This window comes from Streptomyces xanthophaeus (assembly GCF_030440515.1).
Lineage (GTDB): Bacteria > Actinomycetota > Actinomycetes > Streptomycetales > Streptomycetaceae > Streptomyces > Streptomyces kutzneri.
On sequence record NZ_CP076543.1, the window covers coordinates 3,997,263 to 4,015,802 of the forward strand.

Here is an 18,540-nt window from a genome sequence, read left to right on the forward strand (position 1 = left end):
GCATGACGACGGAGAGCGTGGAGGTACGGCGCGGGCTGCCCGAAGGGGCCGCCGCCCGCGTCGCCGAGCTGTACTGGGAGGCCTTCGGGGGAAAGCTGGGCCGCGCGCTCGGCCCCGCGGAGGCCGGGCGGAGGTTCATCGCCGGGCACCTGCACCCCGACCGGGCGGTGACCGCACTGTCCGGCGGCGAGAGCGGCGAGAGCGGCGAGGACGGCGAAAGCGGCCGGGTGGTCGGTGTGGCGGGCTACCAGCTGGCCGGGCGCGGCCTGGTCGGCGGCGACGCGACCGCGGTCAGGGCCGAGTACGGGCAGGTCCGGGGCCTGTACCGGGTGCTCCTGCTGGCCCTGCTGGAACGCACCCCGGCCCGCGGCGAGCTGGTCATGGACGGCATCGCCGTGGACCCCGCCGAGCGGAGCCGGGGCATCGGCGGGCTGCTGCTGCGGGAGATCGAGGCGATCGCCGTGGAGCAGCGCTGCCGGCGGATCCGGCTGGACGTGGTCGCGGAGAACCCGCGGGCGCGGGAGCTCTACGAGAAGCACGGGTTCCGGGCGGTACGGGTGCAGCGCACGCCCTGGCTGCGGGACGTGCTGGGATTCGGGGGCGTGACGACGATGCACAAGGAGGTGGCGGCGCGATGAGCGCGATCCCCACGCGGATGGTGGTGCACGCGCTGGTCCGGGAGGACGGGACGGTCGCGGGCGAGGAGCTGTACGAGGTCGCCGCCCTGCTCGGGATGACCGACCAGCAGGTGCGGCTGTGCGTGAAGCGGCTGGTGACCGAGGGCCGGTTCACCGTGGACGGGCGCGGCCGGCGGGCCGTGCTGCGCCTTGCGGGGACGGAGCCGGGGGCCGGGCTGCCGCTCGTACCGGAGGTGGAGTTCGTCCGGCACGCCTACCGGCAGGACCGCGGGCTGGAGCCGTGGGACGGGCTCTGGCACGCCTTCGCCTTCGCCGTACCGGAATCCGCGCGGGCCGCCCGGGACTCGCTGCGCGACGCCCTGACCGGGCTGGGGGCGGCGCCGGTCCAGGGCGGCCTGTACGTCACGCCGAACGCGATCGAGCCGTACGTGCGGGCACACGCGGCGGAGCTGGGCCTGGCGGAGGCCCTGACCTGCCTGAGCACCCGGGACCTGGTGGTGGGCGGCACCGGCGACCCGCGGGCCCTGGCGGAGCGGCTGTGGCCGCTGCCGGAGATCGCGGCGCGGTACGGGGAGCTCCGCATGCTCGCCGAGCAGCCCGCCGGGCCCGGCCGGGCCGACGGGCTGGCGCACGCCGTGACCCTGGCCGCCGCCTTCTCCGCCGCGATGCTCCCCGATCCGCTGCTCCCGCCCGAGCTGCTGCCGCAGCCGTGGCCGGGCGCGACGGCCCGTGCGGCGGCGTCCGACGCCTGGGCCCGGCTGGGGGCCGCCGCTCCGACCCCGGGGCCCCGGCTGTTCCGCCTGTACGGCGAGGCCCTGGCCTGACCCGGCGGGCGGGGGCCGCAGGGCCGGTCCCCGCCCCGTCCACATCCTGGACAACTACGCTCGTTTCATGAACGCAGAAGCCGACGCCCTCGCCGCCGTGAAAGACGCCGACCGGAAGCATGTCTTCCACTCCTGGTCGGCGCAGGAGCTCATCGATCCGCTCGCCGTGGCCGGCGCGGAGGGCTCGTACTTCTGGGACTACCAGGGCAACCGCTTCCTCGACTTCTCCAGCGCCCTCGTCTACACGAACATCGGCTACCAGCACCCGAAGGTCACCGCGGCCATCCAGGAGCAGGCGGCCAAGCTGTGCACCGTCGCGCCCGGCTTCGCCGTCGACGTGCGCTCCGAGGCCGCCCGGCTGATCGCCGAGCGCACCCCCGGCGACCTCGACAAGATCTTCTTCACCAATGCCGGGGCCGAGGCCGTGGAGAACGCCGTCCGCATGGCCCGGCTGCACACCGGCCGGCCCAAGGTGCTGTCCGCGTACCGCTCGTACCACGGCGCCACCTCCACCGCGATCAACCTGACGGGCGACGCCCGCCGCTTCGGCAACGACTCCGCGACCGCCGGTGTCGTCCACTTCTGGGGGCCGTTCGCCTACCGCTCGCCCTTCTACGCGGCCACCGAGGCCGAGGAGTGCGAGCGGGCCCTGCGCCACCTGGAGGACACCATCGTCTTCGAGGGGCCGCAGTCCATCGCCGCGATCATCCTCGAGACCGTCGGCGGCGCCCCGGGCGTGCTCGTGCACCCGGACGGCTACCTGGCCGGCGTACGCGCGCTGTGCGACCGCTTCGGCATCGTGTTCGTACTGGACGAGATCATGGTCGGCTTCGGGCGCACCGGTAAGTGGTTCGCCTCCGAGCACTGGGACGTGACCCCCGACCTGATCTGCTTCGCCAAGGGCGTGACCAGCGGATACCTCCCGCTCGGCGGGGTCGCCATCTCGGCCGCCATCGCCGAGACCTTCGCCCGCCGGCCCTACCCGGGCGGGCTGACGTACTCCGGACACGTGCTGGCCTGCGCGGCCGCCGTCGCGACGATCGGTGTCATGGAGGAGGAGGGCATCGTGGAGCAGTCCGCCCGTACGGGTGCGGAGCTGCTCGGCCCCGGCCTGCGCGCGCTCGCCGAGCGGCACCCCTCGGTCGGGGAGGTCCGCGGGCTGGGCACCTTCTGGGCCCTGGAGCTCGTCCGGAGCAAGGAGAACCGCGAGCCGCTGGTCCCGTACAACGCGTCGGGCGCGGAGAACGCCCCGATGGCCGAGTTCGGGGCCGCCTGCAAGAAGAGCGGGCTCTGGCCGCTCGTCGCCGGCAACCGCATCCACATCGCGCCGCCCTGCAACATCTCGCCGCAGGACGTGGCCAAGGGACTGGAGATCCTCGACGAGGCCCTCTCGGTGGCGGATGCGCACACGGTCTGACCTGCGGATCTGTGGGGTCGCCCAAGGCGTGGTCGCTGGTGTTCGGAGGATTTGTACGGGGATCAACCCCCCGTACGCATGCTGCAATCCGTGCAGGCCGTAAGACACACAACAGGCCAAGCACCTACGAACCGGGATGCACGTCAGGCCCGGGGCGGTCCCTCGGTGAGGGGCCGAACGGCGGGGAGCGGGACGTCCTTGATTCGGGCGGGCGCTGGACGCCGGGCGTACGGGATCCAGACGACCGGACTCCGTGTTCCCGAGTACCCGAAGGAAGACAGCATGAGCAAGCACGTCCTGGCCCAGAACCAGTACGGCAAGGCCGAGAACCGCATCGTGAAGGTCACCCGCAAGGGCGGCGACGGTTCCTGGCACGAGATCCGCGACCTCAACGTCTCGGTCGCGCTCCGCGGTGAATTCCGCGATGTCCACCTCACCGGCGACAACGCCAACTGCCTGCCGACCGACACCACCAAGAACACGGTGTACGCCTTCGGCAAGGAGCACGGCATCGACTCCCCCGAGGCCTTCGGCATCCTGCTCGCCAAGCATTTCGTCTCCTCGCAGCAGCCGATCCGCGAGGCCCAGATCCGCATCGAGGAGTACGTGTGGGACCGCATCCCGGTCCCCACCCGCAAGGAGCAGCACTCCTTCGTCCGCAAGGGCCAGGAGGTGCGCACCGCGCAGATCACCTACAGCGAGACGACCGGCCTGCAGGTCATCTCGGGCCTGAAGGACCTGACGGTGATGAACTCGACGAACTCCGAGTTCCACGGCTACATCAAGGACAAGTACACGACCCTGCAGGAGGCGTACGACCGCATCCTGGCGACCAAGGTCACCGCGCGCTGGGCGCACTCGGCGCTGGCCGCCGACGACGCCGGGTACGACTGGGACCAGGCGTACAAGAAGGTCCGCAAGAACCTGCTGGAAGCCTTCGCGGAGACGTACTCGTACTCGCTGCAGCAGACCCTGAACCAGATGGCCGAGCGGGTGCTCGACAACTGCGCCAAGGTCAACGAGGTGCGCCTGAACCTCCCCAACAAGCACCACTTCCTCGTCGACCTGGAGCCCTTCGGCCTCAAGAACGACAACGAGGTCTACTTCGCGGCGGACCGGATGTACGGCCTGATCGAGGGCACCATCCACCGCGACGGCGTGCAGCCGGTGATCGCGACGTCCGACTGGATCGTCGCGTGACCCGCAGGTGAGTGACAGTTCGGCCCGGACCGCGTCGCGGGGTCCGGGCCGAACCGTTTCACCCGCCGCGGGCTACGGCTCGTCGTGCGCCTGTCCGACCAGGAGGTTCCAGCGCCCCGCCCGCCCGGTGAGGGTGGTGACCGACTCCGGCCGTACGTCGAGCCGCCAGAAGGCCGCCGCGGGCAGCTCCAGGGCGTGCACCACGGCCGCCCGGACGACCGCCTGCTCGACCTCGACCCGGTGCGTGCCCTCGGTCAGGCCCGCCAGCTCCGCCCCGACGCGGGCGATCAGCGCGTCCACGGACTCCCCGCCCGGCGGCGCGTACGCGGGATCCGAGAGCCAGGCGTGCACGGCCGCCGGGTCGCGGCCCGCCACCTCGTCCAGGGTGCGCCCGGCCCATTCACCCGTGGCCAGACCGCGCAGCCCCTCGTGGCCCGGGCACGGCCGGGCGTGACCGAAGCGGCCCTGGCGGGCGGCTGCGTCCAGAGCGAAACTGACCAGTCGAACTCGTACCAACGGGGTCTTCATAAGGGGAGCCTAAGCGCGGTACGGTCACAAATGGTTCAATTGACTTACGACGGAACGACGGAAGCACCGGTGAGAATCCGGCACGGTCGCGCCACTGTGAAACCTCCCGGAGGGGGAGGAAAGTCAGACCCGCCACCGTCGTAGCGAGCACCACTGACCGGGACGCGTGTTCCCTCTGGAGGTTCTGCCATGGCCCACTCCGCCGTGCCCACGACGAACTCGCCCGTGATCGCCCCCATCTCACTCTCCGCACTGGCCCCCTGGGCCGTGTTCGTCGGCATCCTCATGCTCGTCCTGCTGTACTTCGTCGGCGCCGAGCAGGGCGCCACCTCGGTCTTCGAAGGGGAGACCATCCACGAGTGGCTGCACGACGGCCGCCACCTGCTCGGGTTCCCCTGCCACTGATTCCCCTGCCACCGGCCGACGTCTCAGCAAGGGAACAGAACGATGACTTCCACTTCTCCGGGTGGGGTCTCCCCCCGCACCCTGCTCGTCCGCGGCATGCTCGCCGGCCTGCTGGCCGGCGTGGCCGCCTTCCTCGTCGCCTATCTCCTCGGCGAGTCCAAGGTGGACGCGGCGATCGCCATCGAAGAAGCCGCCGCGGCCGGTCACGACCACGGCGAGGACGCGCCGGTCAGCCGGGCCCTCCAGGCCACGGCCGGGCTCGGCACCGGCGTCCTGCTCTTCGCGGTGGCGCTCGGCGGCATCGCCGCGCTCGTCTACTGCTTCGCCCTGGGCCGCATCGGCCGCTTCGGCCCGCGGGCCACGGCCGCACTGGTCACCGGGGGTCTGTACGTCACCGTGACGCTGGTGCCGTTCTTCAAGTACCCCGCCAATCCCCCCGCCGTGGGCGATCCCGACACCGCCGCCCGGCGGACCGCCCTCTACCTCCTGATGATCGCCCTGAGCGTGCTGCTGGCGGCCGGCGCGCTGATCCTCGGGCGTCGCCTCGCGCCGAAGCTCGGCAACTGGAACGCCTCGATCGTCGCCGGCGCGGCCTTCGTCCTGGTCATCGGCCTCTCGTACGCCCTGCTGCCCGGCATCGACGAGGTCCCGGCGGGCTTCCCCGCCGCGCTGATCTGGGAGTTCCGCCTCGCGTCCCTGGCCATCCAGACGGCACTGTGGACGACTTTCGGCCTGGCTTTCGGTTATCTAGCCGAACGAGCCCTTGTGTCCGCCTCCGCACCCAAGGAGGCTGTGCAGCCGACGAGTTGAGCACAAGGGGGCCGGTAGTACATGGCGACGGCGATCAGGCAATGGCGGGGCTGGACGGGCGCGGCCCCGTTCTGGCTGAACTCGCTCCTGCTGCTCCTGGCCCCCTGCTGCGCCGTCACGCTCTTCGGTCAGATCGGGATCATCGCCGCGCTGGCCGCGCTGGGCGGCCTGGCCCGCCACCTCTGGTACGGCGACTACGGCCACCCGGCCATGCACCTGGCCGGCGCGCTGATGGGGGCGGGCGCGGCCGCCTTCGTCATGTGGGGCTAGGACGCACCCAGGGGATGCCTCCCACCCGTTCGGGCGCATGGGAACCGCCCTGGGCATCCCGTGGGTGGACCCTTCGCGAACTGCGAAGACTCCCCGATCGGGCGACGACACGCCCGTGACGCCATGTCAGTCCACCGTGTTGCACGGGGTACCGACGGGCAGAGGAGATGTCCACTGCTCACATGACCCGGCCGCCCGAGCCGGACTGGAGGGAATCCCATGCCCCGCGCCAAGTGGGCCGTCGCTGCGCTGACGGTGGTTCTGCTGTCCACCGGCATCGCGGTGCTGCAACGGACCGAGGGTGCCCGGCCCGCGGCCGTGACCACCGATGACGCGCTGCCCTCGCGGGCGCTGGGGCTGTCCGGGCATCGCCGTCTGGTGCGGGAGCTGGAGCAGTCGGTCGAGCACACCCCCGGCACGGGGGCCCGGTCGCCGAGGACCGCCCCCGGGCCGCTGCGGGAGGTCACCGGACCCCTGCGGGCCGCGCGGCCGCTGCGGTTGCGCATTCCGAGCCTGGGCGTGGACGTACCGCTGACCGGCGGCCGCCAGGCGGTCGCCTGGGACACCGGGGGTCCGGCTCCGGGTGCGGCCGGGACCGCGGTGATGACGGTGGAAGGGCTTCGCCTCGGCGAGTTGCGGCGGGGCCGGACCATCGAGATCCCCCGCGCGGACAGCCGTACGGCCGTGTTCACCGTCGTACGGATCTCACCCGGCAGGGCCTCCGGTCACGAGGGCGCGCCCGGCCGGGCCCAACTGCGTCTGGTCGGCGGTGAGACCGCCGTGCTGGCCCGGCTGACCGGGCAGCGCCGGACCCGCTGAGAGCGGCGGTCGGGCGGCGGTCCGTCAGCCGAGAGGGTGTCTTCGTCCCCCGGTCGGGGGGTTCTCGGGGTCCGCCCGGGAGTCGTCCGGCGTGGCGGGGCACACCCCTCGCATGAGCGGGAGGCACCACACGCGTTCGGCACTGGCCAGGGCTCTGACCGTGGCCTGTGTCGTGCTGCTGTGCGTCTTCGGCGCCGGTCCGGCCGGCGCGGAAGCCGCCGAGTTCCGCCCCGCCTCCAACGCCTCCACCGTGCCCGCCGCGCCCGGCGCCCCCGCCGAGTCCCCCGAGCCCGGCGAGGGCCAGTCCGACCCGGCTCCGGCCCCCGATCCCGAGGCACGGGCGGCCGTACGGACGGTCACGCGCGGACTGCCCCGCGTACGGCGGGCGCCGCTCGCGGTGTTTCACGTGGAACACCCGGCCGCCCCGGCGTGCGGGCCTGCCGCGGACGCGGCCGAACCGGCCCTGTCCCGGCGGACGGTGCGGAGTGTGGTGCTGCGCTGCTGAGCGGACCGAGGTCCGGAAGCAGCCCCCACACCCCCCTTTGAGCACCGTGAGGTTCCGCCATGCCCATCGACCCGTACGCCGCACTGAACGCCATGCTCCGCGCCGAGGTCACCCGGATCTCCCCGCCGGTCCGGCAGACCGAGCCGGCCGCGTCACCGAAGACCACGGCCGCGGCCACAGCTACGGCCACAGCCACGGCTACGGCCGTCGAGGCCGAGAGCGAACCGCAGCGGACCGCCCCCGCGGATTCGGCCGCGTAGGGACCGCGCGGACGCGCCAGGAGCGCCGGGGGCACCGGCGCTCCTGTCCGTCCCGGCCGTGCGACCGGCTCAGTCCTCGTGCGTGTAGTAGCGGTAGAACGCCGCCGCACCGACGCCCGCGGCGACGGCGAGGCCCACCACCACGGACTTGAGGATCGACTGGTCGGTGAGGCTGTGCAGATAGCCCGCCGCGATGCCGCCGAAGGCCCCGTAGGCGGCGGCGTGGACCTCGCGCATCATCCGGGGGCCGACCCTGGCCAGGCCGAACATGATCCCCGCGAAGATCACGCCGCACAGGATCCCGTAGAAGACGTTGGCCGTGGTCACCGGACCCGCCTGGCGCTCGATGAAGGCGGCCCAGACTCCGTAGACGAGTCCGAGGAGCACAGGCCCCACGAACGCGCTCTTGTGCAGATGGGTCCTGCTCGCCGCCTGCCGCTTCTGCCGCCCGAAGGCGCTGGGTGCCGCATGTGCCATGACGGGCTCCTCTCTCCCATCATCCAGGGCACACCCGCCGCCCCCGGGCGGCAAGTGGATCAGCGGTCAGGGCGTGCGCACGGCCACCGCGTCGATCTCGAAGAGCATGTCGGGCAGGGCCAGCGCGGCGACGCCGATCAGCGTCTGGGCGGGCAGTTCCGTCCCCCAGGTGGCGTGCAGCTGCTTCAGCAGGATCTCCAGCTTCCGCTGGTCGTGGCCGACGATGTACGTGCCGATGCGGACCACGTCGGAGGGACCGAGGCCGACGGCCGCGAGGGCGGTACGGAGGTTGGCGAAGGCCCGCTCGACCTGGTCGGCGAAGTCCTCGGAGACGACGTGGCCGTGCTCGTCGGAGCCGTACTGGCCGGCTATGAACACCTGCTCGCCGGGTGCGGAGACGATGTGGCTGTAGCCGTAGCCGGTCGGGGTGTGGAGTCCTGCCGGGTTGATGATGCTGCGCGTCACTGCCGAGCTCCCTTGTTCCGTGTCCGTGTCCGTGTCCGTGTCCGTACGTGCGGTGCGGTGCGGTGCTCCGTGGCGCGGCTACCGCGCGGCGAGCCAGGCGCGGAGCCGGTCGGGGGCCCGGGGAGCCTGCCGTTCGGCCTGCTGCCGGATCTCGTCGAGGTTCTGGGCCGCCAGCGCCCTGCGCCAGGCCAGTTCGGCCCGGGTCATGGCGTGCGCGATGGCGCAGTCGGCGGCGTACCCCTCCGGGACGGAGTCCGCCGGTCCGCCGGCCCCGGGCCCCTGCCGGCGGATCTCCGCGCACCGGAAGGCCTCCTCGGGGCCCTCGACGGCGGCGACCACGTCCATGAGCGAGATGGCGTCGAGGGGGCGCGCCAGCCGGAAGCCGCCCCGGGGGCCGGGGGTGGACGTGACGATGCCCGCCCGGGCCAGCGCCTGGAGCTGCTTGTTGAGGTAGGCCGCGGGCAGATCGTGCCACGCGGCCAGCCGCGCCGCCGACACGGCCCGGTCCGGACCGGCCCAGGCCAGGTTGACGCAGCTGTGCAGCGCCCACTCGACGCCCTCGCTCATCTTCATATTCTGGATATTAAATGTCCAGGATTACTGGCGCAAGGGTGCCACGCCGCGCGACGGTCCACCACCCACCCGCAGCAACACCGCTCGCGCCCGGCCCCGCGTCCGCTTTCCCTGGTGACGTGCGCACCATCCTGTCGACGGTACTCATCGTGCTCGTGGCCCTTCTGGTGCCCGCGAGCGCCGTCGCGTACTGGGCCGACCGCGAACTGGGCAACGCCGACCGGTACACCGCCGCCATGTCCCCCCTCGCCGAGAACGCGAAGGTGCAGGAGGTCGTCGTCACCCAGGTCACCCGCGCCCTCGCCGGCCAGATCGACGCGGGCCCCTTCCAGATCGGCGTGGACACCCTCCTGGGCGAGGCCCTGCACTCCTTCGCCGGCACCTCCGCCTACCGGACCGCCTGGGACGCGGCCAACCGCGCCGCCCACGCCGCGTTCCTCGACGCACTCACCACCGGCCACGGCGACGCCCTCACCATCGACCTCGCACCCGTCATCGCCCAGGTCAGGGGCGACCTCGTCGCAGACGACGTGCCCTTCGCCGACCGCATCCCGGTGACCCACCTGACCGTCAAGGTCATGGAGTACGACAACCTCGGCGCTCTCCGGAAGGGATTCCACATGCTCCAGATCGCCGGCATCTGGCTCCCCGTACTGACCCTGGTCCTGGCCGCGGCGGCCATCGCCGTCGCCGTCCACCGGCGGCGCGCCGTGATCGCCACCGGGGTGGGGCTGGCGGTCGGGGCCGGGCTGCTGTGGCTCGCGGTGGACGTGTGCCGCCGGCTCACCCTGGACGATCTGCCCGCCGACATCGACCGGCCCGCCGCCGGGGCGGTGTACGACGCCCTCACCGCGTACCTGCGCACCACCGCCTGGGTGGTGCTGGTGATCGGGCTCGCCGCCGCACTTGCCGCATGGGTGATGGGCCGACTACGCCACACCCCATAAGCTCGGAAGGTACCAACACACGCAGAACCACGCAGAAGATCACAGAAGAACCGATTCGCGAGCGGCGGGCACGGAAGCGGGAATGAGCACCGAACGCACCGAACACATAGCGTCGCGGCGAGCCCGGCACCATCCGCTGGCTCCGCCTTCCTGGCTGCTCAACGGGCTCAAGCCCAGTGCCGCACCGATCCCGTGGGCCGCCGTGGCCCGGGCCTCGGTCGCGATGTCCGTCCCGCTCGCCGTCGGCTTCGCCCTCGACGAGCCCGAATACGGCGCGCTCGCCTCCATGGGCGCCCTCGCCGGAGTCATCGGCGACACCGCCGACGCCTACCGGATGCGCGTCCTGAACATCGCCGTCCCCCAGCTCTTCGGCGCCGTCGGCGTGGCGCTGGGCACCCTGGTCTACGGGCACGGCTGGCTGGCCGTCGGCGTGCTCACCCTCATCGCCCTCGTCTCCGGAATGATCTCCTCCATCGGCACGGTGGCTTCCGTGTCCGGACTGCTCCTTCTGCTCAACGCCGTGATCGGCGCCGGCCTGCCGCTGCCCGAGCCCTGGTGGACGGCCCCGCTGCTGCTGAGCGCGGGAGGCCTGTTCGTCCTCGCGCTGAGTCTGCTGGGCTGGCCGCTGCGCCGCCGGCAGCCCGAACGCACCGCCGTGGCCGACACCTACCGGGCCCTGGCCGACGCCCTGGAGGCCGCCGGCGGACCCGGAGCCCTCTACGACGAACGCCGGCAGCAGGTCACCCACGCCATCAACCACGCCTACGACCTCGTGCTCGGCCGCCGGGCCCGGGTGCACGGGCGCAGCCCCTCGCTGGTGCGGCTGCTGGCCCAGCTCAACGTGGTGATCCCGCTGGTGGAGGCCGCGCCCGCCGCACACCTGCGCGGGCGGCCGCTGCCCCCCGAGATCCCGGCGGCCGTACGGGACCTGGCCGACGCCGTCGAGGAGGGCCGCACCGGAACGCCCGTACTGGGGCTGCCCGCGGCGCACACCCCGGCCGAACGGGCCGTCGACGCGGCCCTGCGCCATGCCGCGAAGACCGTGTACATCGCCCGGCCGGACCTGGACAACGTGGACGACCGGCTCGGGCGGCCCGCCGCCCTGCGGGTGCGCGCCCGGCGGGCGGTGCGCGACATGGTGCTGTCCCGGGCCTCCTGGCGGTACGGGCTGCGGCTCGCGCTGTGCATCGGGATCGCGCAGTCCCTGGTGTCGGTGATCGAGTTCGAGCGGTCCTACTGGGTCGCGCTGACCGTCACCTTCGTCCTCAAGCCCGACTTCGGTTCGGTGTTCTCCCGGGCCGTACTGCGCGCCCTCGGCACCGCCGGCGGACTGGTCGTCGCGGCCGCCGTGCTCTCCGAGGTGCCGCGCGGCTGGTGGGACGTCCCGGTGATGGTGGTGCTGGCCGGGCTGATCCCCGCCTTCTCCGTCAAGGGGTACGCCTTCCAGACCGCCGCGATCACCCCGGTGATCCTGCTCCTCTCGGACCTGCTCAACCACCAGGGCTTCGACCTGATCCGCCCCCGGCTGGTGGACAGCCTGATCGGCTGCGCGATCACCCTGGTCTTCGGGTACCTGCTGTGGCCCGAGAGCTGGCACACGCGGATCGGGGACCGGCTCGCCGACACCGTGGACGACGCCGCCCGCTACGTGGAACGGGCCTTCGCCCCGGTCGCCGGCGAGGCCGCGCTCGCGGCGGCGCGGACCGCCCGCCTCCAGGCCCGGCGGCGCATCTACCGGGACCTGTCGGGCGTACGCAGCGAGTTCCAGCGGGCGCTGACCGAGCCGCCGCCGACCGGGGCGCGGGCCGCCGCCTGGTGGCCGCTGGTGGTCGCCGTCGAGCGGATCGTGGACGCGACCACCGCCGCGCGGGTCCGCGTCAACCATGGCGCGGCCCCGCCCCCCGCCGACGACGTCGAGTCGATCGCACGGCAGCTGCGCGAGCTGGCCGTCCGGGTCCGCAGCAGCACCGTCCCGGTACGGGTCGACGCGGGGCCGCCGGGCGACGCGGCGAGCGTGCTGGCCCCGGTCCACCAGGAGATCGCGGCGGCCCTGGCCATCGCCCGGCCGGAGTCCTGACCCGCCGTCGCCCCGCCCGGGACCGGCGTCCCCCGAATGGGTCGCCTCCCGGGCCGGGCGGGGGCGGACGGGGCAGCATCGGAGCATGCGCCGCGTCGTCCCTGCCGTGATGGTCCTCGCCGTACTCCTGGCGGGGTGCGCCGATGTCGAGGGACTGCAGAGCGACGGCGACCTCGGCACGGTGCACGCCCCGAAGAGCCTGTGGAAGGACATCCGCCCCGACCCGCCCGCCCCGGACCAGAAACCGGGCACGGCCGCCGTCGTCCCCGGACTGCCCAAGGTGGCCGGCCTGGACATGCGCGGGGTGGACGCCCTGTCCGTCGTACGCGCCGACATCACCTCCGCCGCCGAGCAGGACGGCGGGACCGGCCGGCTCGTCGACCCGCGCGCCGTCCGGCGGCTCGCGCTCTGCACACAGGCTGTGGACGGCGGCCCCGGCTGCCCGGTGCGCCCCGCGGTCCTGCACGACCTGACGGGCAACGGCCGGGAGGAGCTCATCACCGCCCTGGACGTCGACGGCCGGGTCAGCGAGCTGCGCGTCTACACCGTCCAGGACGACGGGAACATCGCCCGGATCCTGTCCCGGCGCGCGGTGCTGGAGGGCGTGGAGGTGGCCGCCGAGCACCTGGCGGTCCGCGAGCCCACGACGAACCCCCACTACGTCGCCGTCTCCGACTACGTCTGGGACCCGAAGGCCGGGATCATGAACCTGTCCCAGCTCACCCTCGACGACTGCCCGGGGCTCACACAGAACCCGTCCGGCGGGGACGCGGCGCGATGCGCGCGCTGAGCAGCCTGCGCTGGAAGATCGCGCTGACCACCACCATGGTGTGCTGCATGGTCGCCGCCGCGCTGGGCATCCTGGTGCACAACGTGGTCGCCCGGCAGATGGTCGGGGAGGTCCGCAAGGCCGCCGCCGCCGAGCTGGAACACGCACTGGGCCACTACGAGTACGGCACCGCGCACGGAGACGTGAACGCCGTGTTCGACCCTCCCGGCCTTCCCCGGCGGCTGCGCGAGCTCGTCGCGAGCGGCCAGACCGGCAGCATCGTCGGCGAAGAGGCGGGCAAACCCGTCATGTGGGCGGCCGGACCCGCCGACGGCAAGGCCCTCGCCGTCTGGCTGCCCTTCGGGAGCACCCGCGAACGGCTGCGGGACATCGACACCGCGATCCTCGCCTCCGCGATCCTCGCGGCCGGGCTGGTGGCGCTGGCCGGCCTCTTCCTCGCCGACCGGATCAGCCGGCGGCTCTCCGCCACGGCCGCCGTGGCCCGCCGGATCAGCGCCGGGGACCTGGACGCCCGGGTGAACCTCCGGGCCGAGGGGGACGATCCGGGGCCGGGCCGCTCCCGCGACGAGGTCCAGGACGTGGCGCACGCACTGGACTCGATGGCGAGCTCGCTCCAGGGCCGGCTGGAGGCGGAGAAGCGCTTCACGGCGGATGTCGCGCACGAACTGCGCACCCCGCTCACCGGTTCGCTGGCCGCGGCGGCGCTGCTGCCCGAGGGCCGCCCCAAGGAAATGATCAACAACCGGCTCAAGGCCCTGCACCTGCTGACCGAGGACCTGCTGGAGATCTCCCGGCTGGACTCGGGCGTCGAACGGGCCGACCTCGCCCGGGTGGAGCTCGGCCGGGCGGTGGAGCGGGCTGTCGCCGCGGTCGCCGGCGGGGGCGGGACCGCGCCGGAGGCGGGACCGGCCGCTTCGGTACGGGTGGTCCAGGACATGGTGGTGGTCACCGACCGGCGGCGGCTGGACCGGATCCTGGCCAACCTGCTGGTCAACGCAGGCAAACACGGCAGGCCACCGGTCGAGGTGACTGTGGAGGGGCCGCTGGTGGTGGTCCGCGACCACGGGCCGGGCTACCCGCCCGAGCTGATCGAGCAGGGCCCGCAGCGGTTCCGTACCGGAGACCCGGGCCGCGGGCGCGGTCACGGCCTGGGACTCACCATCGTGATGGGGCAGGCGGCCGTGCTGGAGATCGTGGTGGGCTTCGCCAACGCGCCCGACGGGGGCGCGGTGACGACGCTCCGGCTCCCCGTCGGCAGGGTGCCGCAGGGGAATTGACCGGCTTGAGCGGATTCGGCAGCTTGAGCCCCCGAGGGGCGTGTTTCACGTGAAACACGCCCCTCGGGTCAACTGGCGCGGTCAGACGCCGATGTTGCGGCCGTCCTTGCGCCAGACGGACACGACCGCCGGGCGGACGATCTTGCCGGGGCCGTCGGGCCACACCGACTGCGGCTTCTCGACGGACGCGCCGTCGATCTCGCCCGGGTGCTGGACGGAAACCAGGACGCGCTTGTCCTGGATGAGCGGGCCGCAGGTCTCGGCACCGCGCGGAACGGTCAGGAACTGCTTCAGCTCACCGCGGCGCTCACCGGCCGTCGCGACGCCGAACAGGCCGTCGTGGGAGCCGAGCTGGTTGCCGTCCGTGGAGATCCACAGGTTGCCGTGCGGGTCGAAGGCCACGTTGTCCGGGCACGAGATCGGGCTGACCTTGTCCTTGGGGAAGCCCGCGAAGTAGGTCGCCGGGTCGTTCGGGTCACCGGCGACCAGGAAGAGCCGCCAGGCGAAACCGTCGCCCGCCGGGTCGTCGAAGTTCTCGGCGAGCTCCAGGATCTGGCCGTGCTTGTTCAGGTTGCGCGGGTTGGCCTCGGTGGGGCCTTCCTTGCCCGGCTTGCCACGGTCGGTGTTGTTGGTCAGCGCGATGTAGACGCGACCGGTGCGCGGCGAAGGCTCGACGTCCTCGGGGCGGTCCATCTTCGTGGCGCCCACCTTGTCGGCGGCCTGGCGCGTGAAGACGTACACCTCCTCGGCGGTCATGCCCTCGACGTGCGAGACATTGCCGGTGGCCAGCTTGATCCACACGCCGGAGCCGTCGAACTGACCGTCGGAGGGGAGCTTGCCGGTGCCGTCGAGCTCGGCGGCCGGGGAGTCACCGGTGAGCTTGGCGACGTAGAGGGTGCCCTCGTCGAGCAGCGTGAGGTTGTGCTCCTTCGCGGCGCGCGAATTGCCCTTCTTCATCTGCTTCGACGAGACGAACTTGTAGAAGTAGTCGAAGCGCTCGTCGTCACCCATGTAGACGACCGGACGGCCGTCCTCGGTCAGGCGGGGCTGCGCGGCCTCGTGCTTGAAGCGGCCGAGCGCGGTGCGCTTGCGCGGCACCGAGTTCGGGTCGTACGGGTCCAGCTCGACGACCCAGCCGAAGCGGTGCGACTCGTTGGGCTCCTGCGCCACGTCGAAGCGCTTGTCGAACCGCTCCCACTTGCGCTCGGTGGCACCGGCGGTCACGCCGTAGCGCTTCAGGCGGGCGGCCTGGGTGGGCTCGGTGACCTGGCCGGCGTTGCCGAAGTACTGGTTGAAGTTCTCCTCGCCGTGGAGGGTGGTGCCCCACGGGGTGGTGCCGCCGGCGCAGTTGTTGAGCGTGCCGAGCACCTTGGTGCCGGTGGCGTCGACGGAGGTCTTCAGCAGGCTGCTGCCCGCGGCCGGACCCGTCAGCCTGAACTCGCTGGTGGCGGAGAGCCGGCGGTTGAGCTGGTGGCGGCTGATCGCGGTCAGCTTGCCGCTGCGGTGGTCCTCCTGGACGGCGACCACGGACAGGCCGTGCGCAGCCCAGGCGATCTCGACCTGCTCGCGGGTCGGGTTGGCCGGGTCGTACGCCTTGAACATGAGGTTCTCGTCCGTGTACTCGTGGTTGGCCACGAGCAGCTGCTGGCGCTCGTAGTCGCCGCCGAGCGGGAGGAGGCTCAGGAAGTCGTTGTTGTAGCCGAACTGACCGGCCTGCGCGGCGGCCGTCTGCTTGTCGGGGTTGAAGCCCGGGGCACCCTTGACGATCGGGTCACCCCAGCGGATCACCACGTTCTGCTCGTGGCCCTCGGGGATGGTGACCTTGTCGTCGGTGTTCGGCGCGACGGCCTTGAAGCGCAAGCCCCGGGCGGCCTCGCCGCCCTTGCCCGCGCCGGCCGCGGCGGCATCGGCGGAGGGGGTGGCGCTGGCGGTCTGGCCGGAGCCGCTGAGCGCCACGGCGGAACCGGCCGCGGTGGCGACCGTCACGACGGCGGCGGAGCGCAGCATCGCGCGACGGGAGTAGGCGCGGGCTATGACATCGCCGACGTACTCGTTGTCGCTTGTGTTCGGCACCTCGTGGAAGCAGGCGTCGCCACAGCGGTAACGACAGGTGAGAGCGGACCGGCCGCTCCCATGCGGGTTGCCGATGAACGGCAGAAGCTTGCGCACGAGTGTCCTCCGAGTAGCTGCGTGGGCGCCGACAACGCGTCGGTACGATCCAGCCGAGACGGTAGGCCCGGGTTGCGCCGAAGCGGCGGCGCGGGGATGAACGGTCGGTGAACCCGGCACGTCGGAGCGGCAGTTCACGGAGCGTGTGCGGGTGTGTGGGAGCCGGGCGCCACGAAAGGCGCCCCTGCCGAAGATCCAGCCGGGCGGCCGATAACCTTACGTGTCCACTCTGGGCAGGGATCATCCGCGCAGCACGGACAAATGACGCACGCACACATGCGAAAGGCCTGGCCCATGGGTATTCGGAGCTTGTTGCGCAAGGTATTCGGACGGTCCGCGGAATCCGTTCCGGAGACTACGGACACCCCTTCGGCCGCTGTCCCCAACCAGGCGGAACGGACCCCTCTGGACGTCGCCGCCGAACTGGTGGCGGCGTCCTTCGACAACCCCACGGTTCCGCCGCAGTCGACGCCGCGCGACCGTGAACCGGGCACCGTCCTCACGGCCCCCGCCCCGGTGGCGGACCCGACGGTCCCGGAAGCCCGCCGTGCGCCTGCGGCGAAGCCCGGCGGAGAAACCCCCGCCCCGCCGGCGCAGGAACCTGCCGAGCCGGCTGCCGCCGCTGCGGAGACCCCGGCTACCGCCGAGACCACCGCGCCGCAGGCGGAGCCGGCAGCTGCCGAAGCCACCGCGCCGCAGGCGCAGGCGCAGGACGAGCCCGAGGCCGAGCCCGTCGCCGCCGAGGCGGAGCAGGCCGAAGCCGAGACCCCGGCAGCCGCCGAGACCACCGCGCCGGAGGCAGACACCCCCTCCGAGCCGGAGCCGGCTGCCGCCGAGGCCACCGCGCCCGAGGCGCAGGACGGGCCCCAGGCCGAGACCCCGGCAGCCGCCGAGGCCGAAGCGCCGCAGGCGCAGGACGAGGCCGCCCCGGTCACCGCCGAGGCGGAGCCGGCTGCCGCGCCGGAGGCGGACGCCGCCCCCGCTGCGGAGCAGGCCGAGGCCGAGACCCCGGCCTCCGCGCCGGAGGTACAGGACGCTTCCGTGGCGGAGCCGGTCCCCGCCGCTGCGGAGCAGCCCGAGGCCGAGGCCACCGCGCCGCAGGCGCAGGCCGAGCCTGAGGCCGATCCCGTCGCCGCCGAGGCGGAGCAGGCCGAGGCCGAGGTCGAAGCCACCGAGCCCGAGGCGGAGCCGGCTGCCGCCGAGGCCACCGCGCCGCAGGCGCAGGACGAGCCCCAGGCCGAGACCCCGGCAGCCGCCGAGGCCGAAGCGCCGCAGGCGCAGGACGAGGCCGCCCCGGTCACCGCCGAGGCGGAGCCGGCCGCCGCGCCGGAGGTGCAGGCCGAGGCCGTCGCCGCCGAAGCGGAGCAGCCCGAGGCCGAGGCGCCGGAGGCGGAGCCCGAGGCGGAGGCTCCCGCGCAGGCGTTGGCCGTCGTCAAGCGGCGGGCCCCTGAGGTCGCCGGGGCGTACAAGGCCGCCGGGCAGGTGCTGCGCGGCAAGGGGAAGGCCGGGGCGCGGGCCAAGGTCTACCTCGTGCTGGACCGGTCCGGGTCGATGCGCGGGTTCTACAAGGACGGCAGCGCCCAGTACCTCGCCGACCACGCCCTCGCCCTCGCCTCGCACCTGGACGACGCTGCGACCGTGCACACCGTGTTCTTCTCCACGGAGGTGGACGGCACCGCGGACCTGACCCTCGACGGCTACGACGCCGCCTGGGTCGAGGCCCGCCACGCCGAGCTCGGCCGGATGGGCCGCACCAGCTACCACGTGGCCGTCGAAGCCGTCGTGGAGCGCTACCAGAAGGACGGCGGCGAGGGCCCGGCCCTGGTCGTCTTCCAGACCGACGGCGCCCCCGACAACCGCCAGCCCGCCCGCCAGGCACTGGCCGACGCCGCCACCGCGGCTCCGGGCATCCACTGGCAGTTCGTGGCCTTCGGCGACCACGACGCCAAGGCCTTCGACTTCCTGCGCAAGCTGGACGCCGAGAACGCCGGCTTCTTCCACGCCGGCCCCACCCCCACCGAGCTGACCTCCGCCGCCCTCGTCAAGGGCATCCTGGAGCGGTTCTAGCCGGAACACGCCGAAGGGCCCG

General features: G+C 73.0%; 20 protein-coding genes. 15 read left to right on the forward strand and 5 right to left on the reverse strand.

Annotation, left to right across the window (positions count from 1 at the left end; genetic code table 11):
* The first annotated feature begins 2 nt into the window (after window positions 1–2).
* The 4 genes from KO717_RS17530 to pucL all read left to right on the forward strand — a co-directional run bounded on the left by KO717_RS17530 (window position 3) and on the right by pucL (window position 4,079).
* On the forward strand, window positions 3–638 hold the full coding sequence (locus tag KO717_RS17530; RefSeq protein WP_301368704.1) for a GNAT family N-acetyltransferase: 636 nt from the start codon (window positions 3–5) through the stop codon (window positions 636–638).
* Window positions 635–1,462: a PaaX family transcriptional regulator C-terminal domain-containing protein gene (locus tag KO717_RS17535; RefSeq protein ID WP_301368706.1), complete on the forward strand. Its 828-nt coding sequence runs from the start codon at window positions 635–637 to the stop codon at window positions 1,460–1,462. Before KO717_RS17530 ends, KO717_RS17535 begins: the two co-directional genes overlap by 4 nt.
* Before the next feature lie 67 nt (window positions 1,463–1,529).
* Entirely contained in the window at window positions 1,530–2,879 is a 1,350-nt protein-coding gene (locus KO717_RS17540; protein ID WP_301368707.1) for an aspartate aminotransferase family protein, read from the forward strand.
* A gap of 282 nt (window positions 2,880–3,161) precedes the next feature.
* The gene (gene pucL, locus KO717_RS17545) at window positions 3,162–4,079 is read left to right on the forward strand and encodes a factor-independent urate hydroxylase (RefSeq protein ID WP_030016547.1); all 918 of its coding nucleotides are present in this window, start codon (window positions 3,162–3,164) and stop codon (window positions 4,077–4,079) included.
* Window positions 4,080–4,151: 72 nt separating this feature from the next.
* Here the strand turns inward: pucL and KO717_RS17550 are convergent, their stop codons facing one another.
* The gene (locus KO717_RS17550) at window positions 4,152–4,607 is read right to left on the reverse strand and encodes a histidine phosphatase family protein (protein ID WP_301368709.1); all 456 of its coding nucleotides are present in this window, start codon (window positions 4,605–4,607) and stop codon (window positions 4,152–4,154) included.
* Window positions 4,608–4,796: 189 nt separating this feature from the next.
* On the opposite strand from KO717_RS17550, the gene KO717_RS17555 reads away from it, so the two are divergent.
* From KO717_RS17555 to KO717_RS17580, 6 genes are all read left to right on the forward strand, one after another.
* Complete coding sequence (locus tag KO717_RS17555) at window positions 4,797–5,012, forward strand: CbtB domain-containing protein (RefSeq protein ID WP_030016542.1); 216 nt, start codon at window positions 4,797–4,799, stop codon at window positions 5,010–5,012.
* 42 nt (window positions 5,013–5,054) lie between these two features.
* Complete coding sequence (locus tag KO717_RS17560) at window positions 5,055–5,822, forward strand: CbtA family protein (RefSeq protein WP_301368712.1); 768 nt, start codon at window positions 5,055–5,057, stop codon at window positions 5,820–5,822.
* Window positions 5,823–5,843: 21 nt separating this feature from the next.
* Window positions 5,844–6,092: a hypothetical protein gene (locus tag KO717_RS17565; protein WP_301368714.1), complete on the forward strand. Its 249-nt coding sequence runs from the start codon at window positions 5,844–5,846 to the stop codon at window positions 6,090–6,092.
* Between the two features lie 219 nt (window positions 6,093–6,311).
* Window positions 6,312–6,911 (forward strand): class F sortase, encoded by a 600-nt coding sequence (locus tag KO717_RS17570; protein WP_301368716.1) that lies wholly within the window; start codon window positions 6,312–6,314, stop codon window positions 6,909–6,911.
* Window positions 6,912–7,023: 112 nt separating this feature from the next.
* Window positions 7,024–7,416 (forward strand): hypothetical protein, encoded by a 393-nt coding sequence (locus tag KO717_RS17575; RefSeq protein WP_301368718.1) that lies wholly within the window; start codon window positions 7,024–7,026, stop codon window positions 7,414–7,416.
* A 59-nt stretch (window positions 7,417–7,475) separates the two neighbouring features.
* Window positions 7,476–7,676, forward strand: coding sequence for a hypothetical protein (locus KO717_RS17580; RefSeq protein WP_301368720.1), 201 nt, complete (start codon window positions 7,476–7,478; stop codon window positions 7,674–7,676).
* A 69-nt stretch (window positions 7,677–7,745) separates the two neighbouring features.
* Here the strand turns inward: KO717_RS17580 and KO717_RS17585 are convergent, their stop codons facing one another.
* The 3 genes from KO717_RS17585 to KO717_RS17595 form a co-directional block, all read right to left on the reverse strand.
* Window positions 7,746–8,153, reverse strand: coding sequence for a hypothetical protein (locus KO717_RS17585; protein WP_301368721.1), 408 nt, complete (start codon window positions 8,151–8,153; stop codon window positions 7,746–7,748).
* A gap of 66 nt (window positions 8,154–8,219) precedes the next feature.
* The gene (locus KO717_RS17590; protein ID WP_301368723.1) at window positions 8,220–8,618 is read right to left on the reverse strand and encodes a RidA family protein; all 399 of its coding nucleotides are present in this window, start codon (window positions 8,616–8,618) and stop codon (window positions 8,220–8,222) included.
* 78 nt (window positions 8,619–8,696) lie between these two features.
* A complete protein-coding gene (locus KO717_RS17595; protein WP_301374578.1) occupies window positions 8,697–9,185 on the reverse strand; it encodes an RrF2 family transcriptional regulator in 489 nt (162 codons plus the stop codon).
* 125 nt (window positions 9,186–9,310) lie between these two features.
* Between KO717_RS17595 and KO717_RS17600 the strand changes: the two genes are divergently transcribed.
* From KO717_RS17600 to KO717_RS17615, 4 genes are all read left to right on the forward strand, one after another.
* The gene (locus KO717_RS17600; RefSeq protein ID WP_301368724.1) at window positions 9,311–10,138 is read left to right on the forward strand and encodes a hypothetical protein; all 828 of its coding nucleotides are present in this window, start codon (window positions 9,311–9,313) and stop codon (window positions 10,136–10,138) included.
* Window positions 10,139–10,220: 82 nt separating this feature from the next.
* A complete protein-coding gene (locus tag KO717_RS17605) occupies window positions 10,221–12,215 on the forward strand; it encodes an FUSC family protein (protein WP_301368726.1) in 1,995 nt (664 codons plus the stop codon).
* Between the two features lie 85 nt (window positions 12,216–12,300).
* Window positions 12,301–13,005: a hypothetical protein gene (locus tag KO717_RS17610; protein ID WP_301368728.1), complete on the forward strand. Its 705-nt coding sequence runs from the start codon at window positions 12,301–12,303 to the stop codon at window positions 13,003–13,005.
* Complete coding sequence (locus tag KO717_RS17615) at window positions 12,993–14,282, forward strand: sensor histidine kinase (protein WP_301368730.1); 1,290 nt, start codon at window positions 12,993–12,995, stop codon at window positions 14,280–14,282. Before KO717_RS17610 ends, KO717_RS17615 begins: the two co-directional genes overlap by 13 nt.
* 81 nt (window positions 14,283–14,363) lie before the next feature.
* Here the strand turns inward: KO717_RS17615 and KO717_RS17620 are convergent, their stop codons facing one another.
* Entirely contained in the window at window positions 14,364–16,451 is a 2,088-nt protein-coding gene (locus KO717_RS17620) for a PhoX family protein (RefSeq protein ID WP_301368732.1), read from the reverse strand.
* Window positions 16,452–16,763: 312 nt separating this feature from the next.
* On the opposite strand from KO717_RS17620, the gene KO717_RS17625 reads away from it, so the two are divergent.
* Complete coding sequence (locus KO717_RS17625) at window positions 16,764–18,518, forward strand: VWA domain-containing protein (RefSeq protein WP_301368734.1); 1,755 nt, start codon at window positions 16,764–16,766, stop codon at window positions 18,516–18,518.
* Window positions 18,519–18,540 lie beyond the last annotated feature (22 nt).